This window comes from Halorarum halophilum (genome assembly GCF_013401515.1).
Taxonomy (GTDB): Archaea; Halobacteriota; Halobacteria; order Halobacteriales; family Haloferacaceae; genus Halorarum; species Halorarum halophilum.
In genome coordinates this window covers 369,746-384,075 of record NZ_CP058529.1, presented here as the reverse complement: position 1 = coordinate 384,075, position 14,330 = coordinate 369,746, and the positions used below count along the sequence as shown (strand labels likewise).

Genomic DNA, 14,330 nt, shown 5'->3' with positions numbered 1-14,330 from the left:
GTGACGGACGGGACGGACGCCCGCTACTCGTTGCACGCCTCGAGCCACTCGTCCGCCCACGACTCGATCTCCCCGAGCACCGGCCGTAGCGACTCGCCCTTGTCGGTGAGCGAGTAGAACGTTGCGACGGGCGCGTCGGGCTCCATCCGGCGGGCGACGAAGCCCAGTTCCTGGAGGTCGTCGAGCACGCGGGAGAGCGTCCGGGCGCTGGCGTCGGTCGAGCGTTTCAGCTCGTTGAACCGCTTCTCGCCCTCCTGGAGGTCGTGCAGGACGACCAGCCGCCACTGCGAGCCGAGCTGTTCGAGCGCGTCGATGACCGCACACGGCCCGGTGTCGTCCCCGTCGACGAGGTCCCCGTCCACTGCCATGTGAACCGCTACGCCGCCTCGCTACAAAGGGGTTCGGTTCCGAACCGGGTATCGCCGCGACACTACCGTTCGTCCCGCTCGCTACTCGGTCGTCGCCTCCCACTCCTTCAGCGCTTCACGGACGGCCGACAGGTCCTCCGGGTCGCCGGCCTCGCGCTCGTCGACGACGGTCCAGCCGTCGGCCTCGTCGTAACCGAGACCGTACAGCGTCTCCCCCAGTTGGACGGCCAGGGCCCTGATATCGCTGTCCGCGACGCCGAGCGGTGCTGCCTCGACCACTGCGTCCGCCTCGCGAAGTGCGTCCAGTTCGGCAGCGCGAAGCGGGCGGTCCGGGAGTGATTTAATATCGCGAAATGGCATTTATGACCTTGCGAAGACATCAATTTCTTCTGGGCCGGCGAAACGCCGTAAGTCGCCGGGAGAGAGCTCGAAGACGGCGGATGGCGTCCCAGCGGCTGCCCAGATCCGGTCGTGCGTGGCCAGCGACTCGTCGAGGTACACGGGCACGTCGGTCTCGTGGAGGAACGGCGGGACGCCGCCGATGCTCCACCCGGTGGCGGACTTCACCTCGTCGGCGTCGGCCGTTCGGACCTCCTCGGCCCCGAGTTCGGACGCGAGGGCAGCCTCGTCCACCCGACTGTTGCCGGCGGTCAGGACAACGACCGGGTCGCCGTCGGCGGCGAACACGAGGCTCTTCACGATCTGGCCCACGTCACAGCCGATGGCCGCCGCCGCGTCCGCGGCGGTCTTCGTCCCCTCGGGGAACTCCTCGATGCGTGCGTCGAACCCGAGTTCCTCCCGGGCCCGCGTCGCGAACCGGTCTGCGGTCGGATGCATAGCCGGTTGAAGTGGTCTGTCGCCGAAATAGCCAGCGGCTCCGGCACGCGTGGTCGTCGCGAGGTTTACGTTGTTCCCCCACGGACGGACGTGTGATGACGCCCGACCCGGCCTCCCCCATGCGTATGCACGTCCTCTTCTGCACCGGGTGGACCCTCCCGCCCCGGTCGGCCCCGTAACGGGGGACGGTCGGGACGGGTCGCGAACGCCGGCGCACCGGGTCGCAGCGACGATCGACCGACGGGCGAGGGCTTCGCCCGATTCGGCGGGCTTTAGGCCCGCATCCACGACACGAGAACCATGAGCCACGAGGAGTTCCCGACGGAGACGCCGGCGGTGGTGACCTGCGGGTTACCGTACGCGAACGGCGACCTGCACATCGGCCACCTCCGGACGTACGTGGGCGGCGACGTGTATTCGCGCGCCCTCGAATCACTCGGCCAGCGGACGGCGTTCGTCAGCGGCTCGGACATGCACGGTACCCCGGTCGCGGTGAACGCCGAACGGGAGGGGATGGACCCGGAGGAGTTCGCGCTGGCGTGGCACGAGCAGTACGAGGAGACGTTCCCCCGCTTCGGGGTGGAGTTCGACAACTACGGCCACACCCACGACGCGACGAACACCGAACTCACCCAGGAGTTCGTCCGCACGCTGGAGTCGAACGGGCACGTGTACGAGAAGGAGATCATGGTGGCCTACGACCCCGAGGCGGACCAGTCGCTCCCAGACCGGTACGTCGAGGGCACCTGCCCCTACTGCGGGGCGAAGGCCCGCGGCGACGAGTGCGACGAGGGGTGTGGCCGACACCTCGAACCCGGCGAGATCGAGGACCCGCGCTCGACGGTCACGGGCAACCCGGCCGAGTACCGCGAGCAGACGCACAAGTTCTTCCGCGTCTCCGAGTTCAAGGAGTACCTCTCCGGGTTCCTCGACCGGCTGGAGGGCACCTCGAACGCGCGGAACCAGCCCCGCGAGTGGGTCGAGGGCGAACTTCGCGACTGGTGTATCACCCGGGACATGGACTGGGGTATCGACTATCCGGGGGAGAGCGTTGCTCCGGAGGAGCAACGAGACGGAGGCGGCGAAGCCGCCGGAGCCACCGAGGAGCACACGTCCGACGGCGAGGGGTCGGGAGAGGCGACCGACCTCGTCCTGTACGTCTGGGTCGACGCCCCCATCGAGTACGTCTCCTCGACGAAGCAGTACTCCGAGCGCGTCGGCAGCGACGAGTACGGCTGGGCGGGGGTCTGGCAGGACGACGGCGAGATCGTCCACGTCATCGGCCGGGACATCATCCAGCACCACACCGTCTTCTGGCCGGCGATGCTCCGCGGCGTCGACTACAACGAGCCCCGGGCGGTGATGGCCTCCGGTTTCATGACCCTCGACGGGAACGGGTTCTCCACCTCGCGGAACCGCGCTGTCTGGGCGAGGGAGTATCTCGACGAGGGGTTCCACCCCGACCTCCTCCGCTACTACCTCGCCACTAACGGCGGCTTCCAGCAGGACGTCGACTTCTCGTGGGAGAAGTTCCGCGACCGCGTGAACAACGAACTCGTCGGCACGGTCGGCAACTTCCTCTACCGGTCGCTGCTGTTCGCCCACCGGAACTTCGACGGAACCCCGGACGCGAGCGTCTCCGATGAGGTCGAATCGCGCATCGAGGAGGCCATCGACGACCTCGCGGCCGGCGTGAACGACTACTCCGTCCGCGCGGTCGGCAACGCTACCGTCGACCTCGCGCGCTTCGGCAACGAGTACATCCAGCGCGAGGAGCCCTGGAACCTCGTCGGCGAGGACGAGGAGGCGGCGGCCCAGGTCATCCGCGACTGCGTCCAGCTCGCGAAGGCCGTCGCGGTGCTCTTCGAGCCGGTCGCGCCCGGCAAGAGCGAGGCGCTCTGGGACCAACTCGGCGAGGACGGGAGCGTCCACGACGTTCCCGCCGAGGCGGCGCTCGAGGCGCCGCCGCGCGAGTTCGACCACCCCGAGGAGCTGTACGAGAAGGTCGAGGAGGAGCGCGTCGAAGAGCTGAACGAGAAACTGGAGGCCCGCGTCGCCGAGGCCGCCGAGGCCGCCGAGGCGGAAAGCGAAAGCGACGAGGCGGACGCCGACGAGGAGGGTGACGTGAGCGAACTCGAACCCGTCGTCGACGAGCGCATCAGCTTCGAGCAGTTCCAGGACCTCGACCTCCGGGTCGGGGAGATCACGAGCGCCGAGCCCATCGAGGACTCGGACAAGCTCGTGAAGCTGGAGGTGGACATCGGCGTCGAGACCCGCGGCATCGTCGCCGGCATCAAGCAGCTACACGACGTCGACGAGCTTCCCGGGACGAAGGTCGTGATCGTCGCGAACCTCGAGAAGGCGGAGCTGTTCGGCGAGGAGTCGAACGGCATGGTGCTCGCTGCCGGCGAGGAGGCCGACCTCCTCACGACCCACGGCGACAGCGAACCGGGGACGAGAGTTCGATAGGGACCGCTGACCCTATCGCGGACTCCTATTGAGGAAGTTTCTCGAGACGACTCAGTACGACGAGCGGGACGAGCAGAAGCGCCAGCCCGACCGCGCCGACCGAGAACACGGTGTCGAAGGCGTAGCCGGCGTCCCGGAGCCCGCCGACGGCCCAGGAGCCGCCGGCCTGCACGAACATCATCGTCCCGCTGTACACCGCGTACGCCGAGCCGCGGGTCTCGTCCGGCAGGGTATCCAGCATGTACGTGTCCATCGCGGGGAACAGCGAGTGGACGACGAGGCCGAGCACGGCGGAGGCGAGCACCACCTGGAGGACGCCCTGCGCCGCGACGAGCCCGAGCAGCGCGACGACGAACGCCCCGACGATGCTCAGCATGTACGGCACGTGGGGAAACCGGTCCGCGAGGCGCCCGGAGACGAGGAACGCCGGGACGCCGGCGGCGAAGATGACGGTCAGGAGGTTCCGTTCGAGCGTCGGGGGGATCGATTTCGTCCCCATGTACAGCTCGAAGAAGTTGAACACGCCCTGCCAGAGGAACCCGGCCGCACCGAGGATCACGACCCCCGTCAGGACGGTCCGCCACTCCCGCCGGGCGCCCCCCAGTAGGTCCCGGTCCGACGCGCCTGCCTCCGGAAGCTTGGCGTCGCGGGCGCTGAAGAACAGGAGGATCGTCACCGTCGCCGCGCCGAGCGCGATCCCGACGAAGACGACGCGCCACCGCTCCTCGACGGCGAGCGGCCACCGGATCGCCAGCGCGACGGTGACGACGGGGGCCGCCGCGACGGCCGCGAGCTGGCTCGCCGTCCCGTGGATACCCATGACGCGGCCGACGCGGTTCGGGAACAGCTCCGAGACCAGGGGGTTCGCCGCGACGAAGTACGCGCCCGATGCCAGTCCCATTCCGACGGTACCGACCATGAGGACCGGGAGCGAGTCGGCGACGGCGACGAACGAGGCGGCGGCCGTCAACAGCGCGCCGGTCGCCAGCACGACGTGGTGCCGGGGAACGCGGGTGAGCACCCAGCCGGTCGGGAGCCTCAACGCGGCGCTCCCCACCCACGCCAGCGTGGCGAGCAGCCCTGCGGTCCCCGCCGTGAGACCGAACACCGCGATGAACTCCGAGAGGAGCGGCGCGAACACCATCCGGCCAAGGTTGACGAGGAAGACCGCGCCACACAGCGTTCCGAACAGCCGACCCCGTGACACAACGCGGAGTTCGGCACCCGGTAGGTCAAAGCTTCCGACTCGATTCAGGTACTCGAACCGTGCGTCGTCTTTTTGACCCCGGCCTCGAAAGCCCCGCCTATGAAATCGACGCGCAAGGGGCTCCGGGACGGCGACCTCGAGAAGGACAACTACGAGCGCCTGCTGTGCAGCCAGTGCGGCGAGTCGCTGAAGACGGAGAACGACCCGGACGAGGTGTTCACGCTGCGGATCTGCCCCGAATGCGGCCGCGAGTGGAAGGAGCTCCGGTAACGTTCGATTACTCGAAGACGGCGTCGAACGCCGAGGAACCGAGCGGATCGAACGTACCTGCGGCGACGTTCTCCCGCACGTGCTCGACGGTGCTCGCACCGACCAGCGCAGCGGTCACCGCAGGTGCCGAGCGCACGAAGTTCAGCGCACGCTGTGCCGTCGTATCCCCCTCGAGTTCGGCCGCGATTTCGGGCGGGATCCCGGCGGCCAGTTCGCCCTGCCCGAGGGCCGCGCTCGCGAACACGCCGAGCCCCTCCCTGTGCGCGAACTCCAGCGCGCTCACCCGCTCGTCCCCGCCGGTGTGGGCCCGAACGGTGAACGCGTCCGCCATCCCGACGTTGAACGGGAGCTGGATCGCCCGGAGCCCGCACTCGTCCGCGCCCGCCACATCCGCCGCGTCCTCCGCCCGCGCGAGGACCTCCGCCAGGTCGAGGTACGCGTCGTGATCCGGCTGAACCCGGAACGCCTCCCACGTCGCGACGCCGTACCCGCCGATATCGCCCGCGGCGCGGCGTCGTTCGAGCGCGCGGAATGCGTCGGCTAACTGGTCGTACACCGCTTCGCGGTCCCGTGCCGCGAGCTGCGTCTCGGGGTTGTGGACGTAGTAGAGGTCGACGGCGTCGAGGTTGAGGTTCGCCAGCGACCGGTCGAGCATCGTCTCCAGGAAGTCGGGTTCGATGCTGTGGCTGCCCCGCGCCAGGTCCGCCGGATCGACGAGGCCCGGTTCGACGAACTGCTCGCGGACGTACGCGCCCGGGTCGTCCGGACGGCCGCCGTCGAACGGGAGGAACCCGCCCTTCGTCGCGACGACGACTTCCTCGCGCCCGGCCGACGACGCGCGGAGGGCGTCGCCGACGGCCCGCTCGCTCCGCTGGCAGCGGTAGTTGACCGCGGTGTCGACGAGGTTCACGCCCGAGTCGAGAGCGGTTCGGATCGCCTCCCGGTACCGCTCGTCGACCGCGTCCGTCGGCTCGCCGAGGTACGTACCGAGCCCGAAACTGGAGACGACGCCGGGACCGAACCGGCGAAAGTACGTCCGCCCGAACGCGTTGCCGAACCGGTCGCGGTAGCCCCACGTACCCGCTGCGGTCGCCATAGTTGACCCCCGGTCGCCGGGAGGAAAAGCGCTGGCTATACGTCGCCGCTCATCGCGTCGAACAGCCGATCGAGGAGCGCCTCCCCGCGCGGCGCGGACACCTCGCGCGTCCCGTCGGCCTGCACCGCCGGCGGGATCTGACCGCCGCCCATGCGGGCGTGCCCGCCCGCGCTGGCGTTCGCGAGGTCGCCGACCGCGGCGGCGAGACTGCGACCCATGTGGACCCGGTCGTCGCGCGACCGGCCCGAGAGGTGGACCGTCCCGTCGCGTTCGCCGAGGACGACGACGGCCGTCACGCCTTCCAGCCCGACGAGTTCGTCGGCGGCCTGCGGGATGGCGTCGACGTTCGAGACCGCGCCCACGTCGCTGACCGCGAAGGAGCCGCGGACGTCCCTGCCGGCGATGGCGCGCGCCTTCACCTCGAGCGTCTCCGTGCTGACCTCGGGGTCGGCGATCCGCGTGAGCAGGTCCTCGTCGACGCCGGGGTGGAGGAAACTCGCCGCCTCGAAGTCGGCCGGCGAGACGCCGCGCGTCAGGCGGTTCGTGTCCGAGAGGATGCCGTACAGCAGCCCCGTCGCGGTTCGGGTGGGGAGCGCCAGCCCCTCGACCTCGCTGTCGTGGCGGTCCGGGGGAACGGGGGTCGCCCCGATGTCGCGGAGGTACTCGGTGAGGATGCTCGAACAGGCGCCGTACTCCGTCCGGACGTCGGTGAACTCCTTCCCTGCGCCCCCGCCGGGATGGTGGTCGACGACGCACGTCGGGAGGACGCCGTCGGCGCCGGTGAAGCCCCGCGGTTCGTTGTGATCGACGAGCACGACCGCCTCGGCATCGATCTCCGAGACGTGCTCGAGTTTCACCATCTCCACGTCCAGGACCGTCCTGAACGCCCGGTTCTCCTGGCGGCGGATCTGTCCGGGGAACTGGAGGGTCGCCTCGGTGTCGACGGACTCGGCCATCCGCGCCACGCCGAGGGCGGACGCCATCGCATCCGCGTCGGGGTTCGGGTGGAGGAGGACCGCGATCGCGTCGTGTTCGGCCAGCACCGCCGCGAACCGCTTGCCGGCCGGGCGTTTCAGCCACCGATAGACGAAGATGCCGACCGCGAGGAGGAGGAGACCGCCCAGCGCCGCGGCGACCACCTGCTGGTCGACCTCGGGGAGACCGTCCACCTGTCGGACGAGTTGCCCCCTCACGTCACCTTGCATACGATGGGCCACGAACTGGGGTACCAAGAAAGTACCAGACGGTTTAATCGTGTATCGGCGGATCCGTCACCGTCGCTCGGCGGAGAACGAACGGATAGCCGCCCGATACCCCTCCCTGTAGGTCGGGTAGGCGAGCCCGTACCCGAGGTCCAGGAGTTTCGCGTTGCAGCAGCGCTTGCTCGTCCGGATCCGTCGCTCCGCGGCCGGCGTGAGGTCCCCCGTCGCGATCCGCTCTTCCGTCGTCCGCTTCTCCGGGCGCGGAACGTCGCACTCGTCCGCGAGCCAGTCGGCGAACGTCCACTTGTCGACGGGTTCGTCGTCGACTACGAGCACGACCTCACCGCGGGCGCTGTCGGTTTCGAGCAGGTGGGCGACGGCCCCGGCCGCGTCCGTGCGGTGGACCATGTTGAGGTAACCCGCCGTTACCGGCCCCTCGAGGTATCGATCGAGGCGATACCGCTCCGGCCCGTAGAGCCCGGCGAAGCGGGCGACCGTCCCGTCGATTCCCCGCTCCGCCGCCGACTCGATCGCCAACCGTTCGGCCTCGACGAGTACGGCCGTCTTCCCCGTCGTCGGCTCGAGCGGCGTCTCCTCGTCGACCCAGTCGCCGTCGTGGTCGCCGTAGACGCCGGTACTCGACGTGTAAATGAGCCGCTCCGGCGATTCCTCCCGCGACCCGTACTCGGCCAGGACGTTCGAGAGTCCATCGACGTACACCTCCCTGGCGGCGTCCGCGCCGCGACCGCCGGTGCTCGCGGCGAAGACGACCGCGTCCGCGTCCGGTAGGGATCCGAGCGAAGCGGTGTCGGTCGCATCACCCCGCACGGCGTCGAACCCCGCGGACCGAATCGCGTCGAGTCCCTCGTCCGACCGACGGACGCCGGTCACCGCGTGGCCCGCCTCCGTCAACCGTCGACCGAGTTCGAGGCCGACGTAGCCGCAGCCGACGATGACGACCCGCATCGTCACTGCTGTCGCTCGAGAACGAGCGCGTGGATCGCCGCGAGTTCCCCGAGCGTGAGCCGCGTCCGACCCTCCAGCGCCTGCTGGACCTCCTGTCCGGTGAGGTCGGGTTCGATGTTGGCCGCGATGGTGTCCACGTCGAGGATGGCCGTCACCATCTCCATCATCAGGTGGTCCCGCACCTCGTACGCGAGATCTTCCGGGGGCGCGTCCTCGGTGAGCGCGAGCACGGAAACGGCTTCGGCGAGGCGGACGTCCGCGACGTCGCCCGCGGCGATCGACTCCACCGTCCCGGGGTCGAGCCCCGTCTCCTCGACGGTGGAGTCGACGCCGTGATCGGCGACGACGGCGGAGAGTTCCTCGGCGTACGCCGCGAGGAGTTCGTCCGGCGTCGCCCCCTCGGGGTCGCCGTGGGCATCGTAGAGCATACTGGCCCCTCCCCTCCCCGCGGGCAAAACGGTTGTCACTACCGGAGAGGGACCGGATGCTGAGACAGCCGTCACGGCTCGTCCCCGCACTCCGGAACGGTGTGGTTCGGACACGGCCAGCCGGCCGACCGTTCGTCGGCGTTCCCGTCGACGTCCCCGACGCCGCTCTTCCCGGCCGGGACGGCGACCAGAACCACGGTTCGGGTCTGGAACGACACCCGCTCGTTCCGGCCCACGTGCTCGGCCACCCCGTCGCCGTCCGCGTCGAACCTGACCTCCCGACCGTCCCGGACGTACCGGAGCACCGTCCCCGCCCCGTCAGGAGCTCCGAGGCGAGCCTCTACGGCGAACCGGGGATAGTACCCCCGAACCTCGACCGACCAGACGTTGACGGTCGCGTACCAGTAGCCCGGGACGGGGGCGACGGGGAGTCCGGCGACCACCGGACCGAACTTCCCGCCCGCGTATCGCTCGCGGAGCCTCGCCGCTGCGCGATCCGTCCCCTCCGACACCGCGTCGTGGACGAGACTCCGGGTCACGCGACGCTCCGCCGTGACGGTGCCGACTGTGACTCCCTCCGGAACCGCGACGCGCTCGTCGCTCGCCGCGGAGCCCAGCGCGATTCTGAGGTGGACGCCCAGCCAGTCCCGTTCCATCGGCGAGAGATCCGCGCGCGCCGCCCCCTCTTGCGCGACGGCGCCCGCGTACGATCCGTTCGTCATCGCGACGGCCCGGACGCCGAGTCCCGCGAACCTGGCGTCCGCCGCGTCGAGGACCGCCCGTCGGTCACGCGCCGTAAGGCGGTCTCCCGCCCGATCCGCGAGGAGGAACGTGGCACGGCCACGGACGACCGCCGTGGAGGTATCAACCTCCGACGCCAAGCGATCGCGCTGGTCCCGGAGCGTTCGGTCATCCTCGGCCGCGAGCGTCCGGTTGGCCCGGACGAGCGACAAGCCGGCCGTTCGGAGCGTCGCAGTCCGGCGCTCCGGCAGGACGGTGTCCGTCACGGAATCGGCCACGTCGTCCCCCGGGACGGTGAACACGTTCGTGTTTCGTGCCGCGAGCGGGTGGACGCTGTCCGCGCTCCCTGCACCCCGTACCCGCTCGCTGGGGACGGCCGTGAGCGTGAGGTACCCCGGCTCGGCGTCCGGGGTCAACACTACTTCGCCGGCGAGTCCGTCGCCGATGGGACGGGGGTCGGGCGCGAGCGTCTCTGTGGCCGCGTCGCTCACCTCGTCGAGTCGGTCCGTTAAGGGGACGTCCGCCTCGGTCAGCGCATCGTGATACGCGTCGTTCCGGTCGGCGGCGGTTTCCGCTCGATCGTCGAGTCGGGCGATGACCAGATCGAGGTACTTCGCTCGTGCCGCGACGCGCGCGCGATCGGCGACCCCGTCGTAGGTTTCGGGCGCGTCGATGAGCGACGAACGCCACTCCCGCAACGTGGCCGCCAGCGCGGCAGGCGCGTTCGCCTCGCCGGCCGCGACGTCGTCTCGGGGGACCTGGACCGACACGTTCCGGACCCGTTCCCGGAGAGCGGCGACGTCAGCGTAGACCCACGGCTCCAGTTCTCCCGGCCGTTCGGCCGTGACGACCGTCGTCGTGGTACCACCGCCGTCCCTCGCCGCGTCGCGCGCCAGTTCGTCGACGCGATCCGCTCCGGCGAACCGGTCGAGCGCGATCAGGCGGACGTCCACGAGGTTCGGGCCGTCCAGCGCGCCACCTTCGACGAAGACGGGCGAAACCGGACGTTCCGGGCCGTCGTCCGGGTCGAGACGGTTCGCCTCGAGTCCGGCTCGAACCGTGGACTCCTCCGTCCACTCGACGCGCGTCCGCTCGATCACCGTCCCGTTCCGCCACGTCCGGACGGCTTCGTGGTTCACCTGGACCGTCAGCGTGGTATCGAGGAACGTCCGAGGATTCGTGGTCTCCCTCGTCGTACGGTCGAGCACGTGGGTGCTGACTGATCGGCGATCGTTCACGAGCGTCCAGTCCGGACCCGGCGGATCGCGGGGCGGTGTTCTCCCCTTGCTCGACGATACGACGCGGACGCTGCGTGTCACTTCCGCCCGATACGAGCGTCGACTCGCCTCGTCCAGATCGTCTCGAAGGAACTGCTCGAAGGCCAGGTCCGCGGCGTGGTCGACGCCGACCGTGACGTTCGATCCGATCGATCGTCCGGACGTTGCCGGTAGCTCACCGACGCGGTCACCGTCACCAGCGGACGTAGCCGAGAGGACCGTGTCGGTCCACGCTGGCCCCCGCTCGACGGCGGGTCCGAGGAGGTCGGTCGTCCCCACTCTGGCTGTCGCGCGGACGGTCCCCGCTCTGCCGTCGGCGTCGGCACGTCCGAACGCGGTGCGCTGTTCGCGGAGCGCCGCCGCGTTCGTCGACAGTTCGACGTGCCTGTTCGCGAGCACGTTCCGGACGGGCGCGCCGCCGTACTGGGCGAGGCCGCGCGCCTCGGCGACGGCGGTCAGTCGCCACGTGAGCTGTCTTCCGAGCCCGGGGCTGTCCAGCGGGCCCGCGTTCAACCGTCGTTCGTACCGCCGCGTCCGTCCTCGCTCCGGACCGGTCGCCTCGTCTCGCCGTCCAGTTCGATGGGTCTGACATGGGGGCGGTGGTCCCGGTATCCCCCTTGAACCTGTGGGAAGATTGAAGCGGGGGGGCCGATTGGGTTGGCTCATGAAGACGGTCCTCGTCGGGGTCGGACAGGCGGGCGGCAAGGTGACGTCCGCGCTCGTCGACTTCGATCACGAGATGGGGTTCGGCTCGATCATCGGCGCGCTCGGCGTCAACACCGCGAAAGCCGACCTCCAGTCCCTCCAGTTCGACACGGTCCTCGTCGGTCAGGACCGGGTGAAAGGTCACGGCGTCGGCGGCGACAACGAACTCGGCGCCGAGGTGATGCAGAGCGACGCGCGCGAGGTAATGGCTGCGCTCGACGGCCGCATCACGGCCGAGGCGGAGTCCATCGTGGTCGTCGCGGGGCTCGGCGGCGGCACCGGGTCGGGCGGCGCGCCGGTCCTCGCGAAGGAGCTGAAGCGCGTGTACGACGTGCCGGTGTACGCGCTCGGCATCCTCCCCGGCCGGGGCGAGGGGGCGATGTACCAGGTGAACGCGGGTCGCTCGCTGAAGACGCTGGCCCGCGAGGCGGACTCGGTCCTCCTCATCGACAACGACTCCTGGCACAGTTCGGGCGAGAGCCTCGAGGAGGGGTTCGACAGCATCAACGCCAACATCGCCCGCCGCGTCGGCCTCCTGCTCGCGTCGGGCGAGGCCGTCGAGGGCGTCGGCGAGAGCGTCGTCGACACGAGCGAGGTCATCAACACCCTCCGATCGGGCGGCATCTCGGCGCTCGGATACGCGAGCGCCGAGGCGAGCGAGGACCCGGACGAGAACATCAACGTCGTCACCAGCGTGACGCGCAACGCGCTGTTGACGGGCACGAGCCTCCCGAACGCCGTCGAGGCCGACTCGGCGCTCCTCGTCGTCGCCGGCGATCCCGAGACCATCTCGCGGAAGGGCGTCGAGCGCGCCCGGAGGTGGGTCGAGGAGGAGACCGGCAGCATGCAGGTTCGGGGCGGCGACTTCCCCCTGGATTCCGGACGGCTCGCCGCGCTCGTCCTGCTCGGCGGCGTCGAGCGCTCCGGCCGGGTGCAGGAGTTCATGCAGCGCGCTGCGGCCGCCGCCGAGGAGGCGGAGCAGCGCGACGAGGAGTCTGACGAGGAGGACAAGCTGTTCCAGAACGAGGACCTGGACAACCTCCTGTGAGTGGGGGCGAGCAGAGGACGATCCATTCTCTCGCCACGTTATAATCCGGTGAACGTCTGGCCAAACCGCGTCACAGTTTCGACACAGTCCGCGGCCATGCTGAGGCTGGGCCAACGACCACACCGCGGCCGAGACGAGGAATACGCCGGCGTTGCGTCACAGGCTCGAACTGTCGGGTACCAAACGATGATCGTCCGAAGAGCGCGGCCCGACCCTGTCAGATAGGGAACTACTTGGTCGCCGTTTCCACAGCTCCCTCATGAAGGTTCGCAGATACGAGGGCAGGAAGGATGCTCGTGGTGTCGCTCGTGTACAGGCCCTCGCGTGGCGTGCGGCGTATGCCGACCTGCTACCCGACGAACTCATCGAGACGCAGGACCCGAACCCGGAAGACGACGCCCTCGATGAGTGGCACAATCTCCTCGCAGCGAACCGCCGTGGCGTGCTAGTCGCGGTCGACGATGCCGGGACCGTCCGCGGGTTCGCGGACGTTCGTTGGGGCGACGCAGAGACGAAGGCGTTCGTCGGGCTGGGCGAGACCGACCTAAAGGCCATCTACGTCGATCCAGTCCGCTGAGGAGAAGGAATCGGCACCGCGCTCCTGGAGCACGCGCTCAATGGCCTCCCGAACTCGACGGAGACGCTTCGACTCGAGATGCTCGCGGGAAACGAGGTAGGCCGACAGTTCTACGAAGCCCGCCAGTTCGAGCGGACGGGGGAGACGAGCCACGAGATCGGCGGCGAGTCGTACCCGACCGTCGTGTACTCGCTACAGCTGTGAACACGGGCGACGTATCGCTCGTTCTAAGTGCGAGCGATACTGAACTCCATCGATGACTCGCGTCCCCGCCCTGCCAACGTTCCGCCGGTACGCGGCGTTCGTGACGGGTATGACGCTCGCGCTCGTGATGCTCGGCATCTACACGGCCGCGTCCGGGTCCGGCCTCGCATGTGCCCAGCAGTGGCCCCTCTGTGACGGCGGCGTCCTCCCGCAGTCGATCCCCTCGTTCATCGAGTGGTTCCACCGGCTCTGGGCGATGATCACCGGGTTCCTCATCGTCGGCGTCGCCGTCTGGGCCTGGCGCGGCGGGCTCTCGTCGCGGACGAAGTGGTCGGCGACGGTCGCGACCGTCCTGACGCCGCTCCAGGCGGTGCTCGGCGCGATCACGGTGACGCTCAACGGCGCGCTCCCGGGCGGCTACTCCGCGCCGGTCCACGCGGCCCACTTCGTCACCGGCTTCGCCATCTTCGCCGGTCTCGCGTACGCCACGCTGACAGCGTACGAGGGGACGTACCGACGCGACGCGGTCGACCGGACGCGGCTCGCACTGAGCCTCGGCCTCGTGGGAGTACTCGCCGGCGTCGTGTTCTCGCGGCTCCCGCCGCTGCTCGCGTACGACCCCTGGGCGCAGGCCGTCTACTACGGCGTCTCGCTCGCCGCTTTCTGCGCGCTCCTCGCGGCGACCCGGTGGCTGGGGGCGCTCGACCAGGGGAGACTCCGGACGGCCGTCGCCGTCGCGGCCGGGCTGCTGTTCGTCGCCATGCTGCTCGGACGCGATCTGGTCTTCTACACGGACGCCGTCCGGCTGGTGAACGCGCTGGTCGTCGCGGGTGCGGTCGCCCTCGTCGCGGCCGCTCGCTGGCGGCTCGACGCAGACGCGGGGGAACGTGGCACCACCGTAACCACCTCGGATTAGCTCGGAGAAGTCTGCCAGA

At 69.8% G+C, this 14,330-nt stretch carries 15 protein-coding genes; 6 read left to right on the top strand and 9 right to left on the bottom strand.

The features are described from left to right. Positions 1 to 23 precede the first annotated feature (23 nt). The 3 genes from HUG10_RS01980 to HUG10_RS01970 all read right to left on the bottom strand — a co-directional run bounded on the left by HUG10_RS01980 (position 24) and on the right by HUG10_RS01970 (position 1,205). Entirely contained in the window at positions 24 to 368 is a 345-nt protein-coding gene (locus HUG10_RS01980; RefSeq protein WP_179167959.1) for a winged helix-turn-helix transcriptional regulator, read from the bottom strand. Positions 369 to 449: 81 nt separating this feature from the next. Then, on the bottom strand, positions 450 to 728 hold the full coding sequence (locus HUG10_RS01975; RefSeq protein ID WP_179167958.1) for a hypothetical protein: 279 nt from the start codon (positions 726 to 728) through the stop codon (positions 450 to 452). Next, complete coding sequence (locus HUG10_RS01970; protein WP_179167957.1) at positions 729 to 1,205, bottom strand: YbaK/EbsC family protein; 477 nt, start codon at positions 1,203 to 1,205, stop codon at positions 729 to 731. A gap of 300 nt (positions 1,206 to 1,505) precedes the next feature. Between HUG10_RS01970 and metG the strand changes: the two genes are divergently transcribed. Further along, positions 1,506 to 3,674 carry a methionine--tRNA ligase gene (metG, locus tag HUG10_RS01965; protein WP_179167956.1) on the top strand — a complete coding sequence of 723 codons (2,169 nt, stop codon included), beginning with the start codon at positions 1,506 to 1,508 and terminating at the stop codon, positions 3,672 to 3,674. Positions 3,675 to 3,699: 25 nt separating this feature from the next. Here the strand turns inward: metG and HUG10_RS01960 are convergent, their stop codons facing one another. Continuing rightward, positions 3,700 to 4,881 (bottom strand): MFS transporter, encoded by a 1,182-nt coding sequence (locus tag HUG10_RS01960; RefSeq protein ID WP_179167955.1) that lies wholly within the window; start codon positions 4,879 to 4,881, stop codon positions 3,700 to 3,702. A gap of 99 nt (positions 4,882 to 4,980) precedes the next feature. Here HUG10_RS01960 and HUG10_RS01955 point away from each other — a divergent pair, with 99 nt between their 5' ends. After that, positions 4,981 to 5,151 carry an HVO_0758 family zinc finger protein gene (locus tag HUG10_RS01955; protein ID WP_179167954.1) on the top strand — a complete coding sequence of 57 codons (171 nt, stop codon included), beginning with the start codon at positions 4,981 to 4,983 and terminating at the stop codon, positions 5,149 to 5,151. Positions 5,152 to 5,158: 7 nt separating this feature from the next. Here the strand turns inward: HUG10_RS01955 and HUG10_RS01950 are convergent, their stop codons facing one another. The 5 genes from HUG10_RS01950 to HUG10_RS01930 form a co-directional block, all read right to left on the bottom strand. After that, positions 5,159 to 6,247 carry an aldo/keto reductase gene (locus tag HUG10_RS01950; protein WP_179167953.1) on the bottom strand — a complete coding sequence of 363 codons (1,089 nt, stop codon included), beginning with the start codon at positions 6,245 to 6,247 and terminating at the stop codon, positions 5,159 to 5,161. Positions 6,248 to 6,282: 35 nt separating this feature from the next. Next, positions 6,283 to 7,452, bottom strand: a complete 1,170-nt coding sequence (locus tag HUG10_RS01945; protein ID WP_179167952.1) for a DHH family phosphoesterase — start codon at positions 7,450 to 7,452, stop codon at positions 6,283 to 6,285. A 66-nt stretch (positions 7,453 to 7,518) separates the two neighbouring features. Continuing rightward, positions 7,519 to 8,415 carry an SDR family oxidoreductase gene (locus HUG10_RS01940; protein WP_179170966.1) on the bottom strand — a complete coding sequence of 299 codons (897 nt, stop codon included), beginning with the start codon at positions 8,413 to 8,415 and terminating at the stop codon, positions 7,519 to 7,521. A 2-nt stretch (positions 8,416 to 8,417) separates the two neighbouring features. Continuing rightward, a complete protein-coding gene (locus tag HUG10_RS01935; RefSeq protein WP_179167951.1) occupies positions 8,418 to 8,843 on the bottom strand; it encodes a DUF5791 family protein in 426 nt (141 codons plus the stop codon). Positions 8,844 to 8,914: 71 nt separating this feature from the next. After that, a complete protein-coding gene (locus HUG10_RS01930) occupies positions 8,915 to 11,527 on the bottom strand; it encodes a DUF7286 family protein (RefSeq protein ID WP_449272354.1) in 2,613 nt (870 codons plus the stop codon). On the opposite strand from HUG10_RS01930, the gene HUG10_RS01925 reads away from it, so the two are divergent. From HUG10_RS01925 to HUG10_RS01915, 4 genes are all read left to right on the top strand, one after another. Next, a complete protein-coding gene (locus tag HUG10_RS01925; RefSeq protein ID WP_179167949.1) occupies positions 11,526 to 12,614 on the top strand; it encodes a tubulin/FtsZ family protein in 1,089 nt (362 codons plus the stop codon). The genes HUG10_RS01930 and HUG10_RS01925 overlap by 2 nt on opposite strands. A 259-nt stretch (positions 12,615 to 12,873) precedes the next feature. After that, entirely contained in the window at positions 12,874 to 13,191 is a 318-nt protein-coding gene (locus HUG10_RS21610; protein WP_218780634.1) for a hypothetical protein, read from the top strand. A 78-nt stretch (positions 13,192 to 13,269) separates the two neighbouring features. Then, on the top strand, positions 13,270 to 13,395 hold the full coding sequence (locus HUG10_RS21955; protein WP_281375680.1) for a hypothetical protein: 126 nt from the start codon (positions 13,270 to 13,272) through the stop codon (positions 13,393 to 13,395). A 52-nt stretch (positions 13,396 to 13,447) separates the two neighbouring features. Next, on the top strand, positions 13,448 to 14,311 hold the full coding sequence (locus tag HUG10_RS01915; protein ID WP_179167948.1) for a COX15/CtaA family protein: 864 nt from the start codon (positions 13,448 to 13,450) through the stop codon (positions 14,309 to 14,311). The last annotated feature ends 19 nt before the right edge of the window (positions 14,312 to 14,330 follow it).

Excerpts from the sequence above, each read along its gene's own strand:
- HUG10_RS01980 (WP_179167959.1), bottom strand. The coding sequence starts at position 368 with ATGGCAGTGGACGGGGACCTCGTCGACGGGGACGACACCGGGCCGTGT.
- HUG10_RS01975 (WP_179167958.1), bottom strand. The coding sequence starts at position 728 with ATGCCATTTCGCGATATTAAATCACTCCCGGACCGCCCGCTTCGCGCT.
- HUG10_RS01970 (WP_179167957.1), bottom strand. The coding sequence starts at position 1,205 with ATGCATCCGACCGCAGACCGGTTCGCGACGCGGGCCCGGGAGGAACTC.
- metG (WP_179167956.1), top strand. The coding sequence starts at position 1,506 with ATGAGCCACGAGGAGTTCCCGACGGAGACGCCGGCGGTGGTGACCTGC.
- HUG10_RS01955 (WP_179167954.1), top strand. The coding sequence starts at position 4,981 with ATGAAATCGACGCGCAAGGGGCTCCGGGACGGCGACCTCGAGAAGGAC.
- HUG10_RS01950 (WP_179167953.1), bottom strand. The coding sequence starts at position 6,247 with ATGGCGACCGCAGCGGGTACGTGGGGCTACCGCGACCGGTTCGGCAAC.
- HUG10_RS01945 (WP_179167952.1), bottom strand. The coding sequence starts at position 7,452 with ATGCAAGGTGACGTGAGGGGGCAACTCGTCCGACAGGTGGACGGTCTC.
- HUG10_RS01940 (WP_179170966.1), bottom strand. The coding sequence starts at position 8,415 with ATGCGGGTCGTCATCGTCGGCTGCGGCTACGTCGGCCTCGAACTCGGT.
- HUG10_RS01935 (WP_179167951.1), bottom strand. The coding sequence starts at position 8,843 with ATGCTCTACGATGCCCACGGCGACCCCGAGGGGGCGACGCCGGACGAA.
- HUG10_RS01925 (WP_179167949.1), top strand. The coding sequence starts at position 11,526 with ATGAAGACGGTCCTCGTCGGGGTCGGACAGGCGGGCGGCAAGGTGACG.
- HUG10_RS01930 (WP_449272354.1), bottom strand. The coding sequence starts at position 11,527 with ATGAGCCAACCCAATCGGCCCCCCCGCTTCAATCTTCCCACAGGTTCA.
- HUG10_RS21610 (WP_218780634.1), top strand. The coding sequence starts at position 12,874 with ATGAAGGTTCGCAGATACGAGGGCAGGAAGGATGCTCGTGGTGTCGCT.
- HUG10_RS21955 (WP_281375680.1), top strand. The coding sequence starts at position 13,270 with ATGCTCGCGGGAAACGAGGTAGGCCGACAGTTCTACGAAGCCCGCCAG.
- HUG10_RS01915 (WP_179167948.1), top strand. The coding sequence starts at position 13,448 with ATGACTCGCGTCCCCGCCCTGCCAACGTTCCGCCGGTACGCGGCGTTC.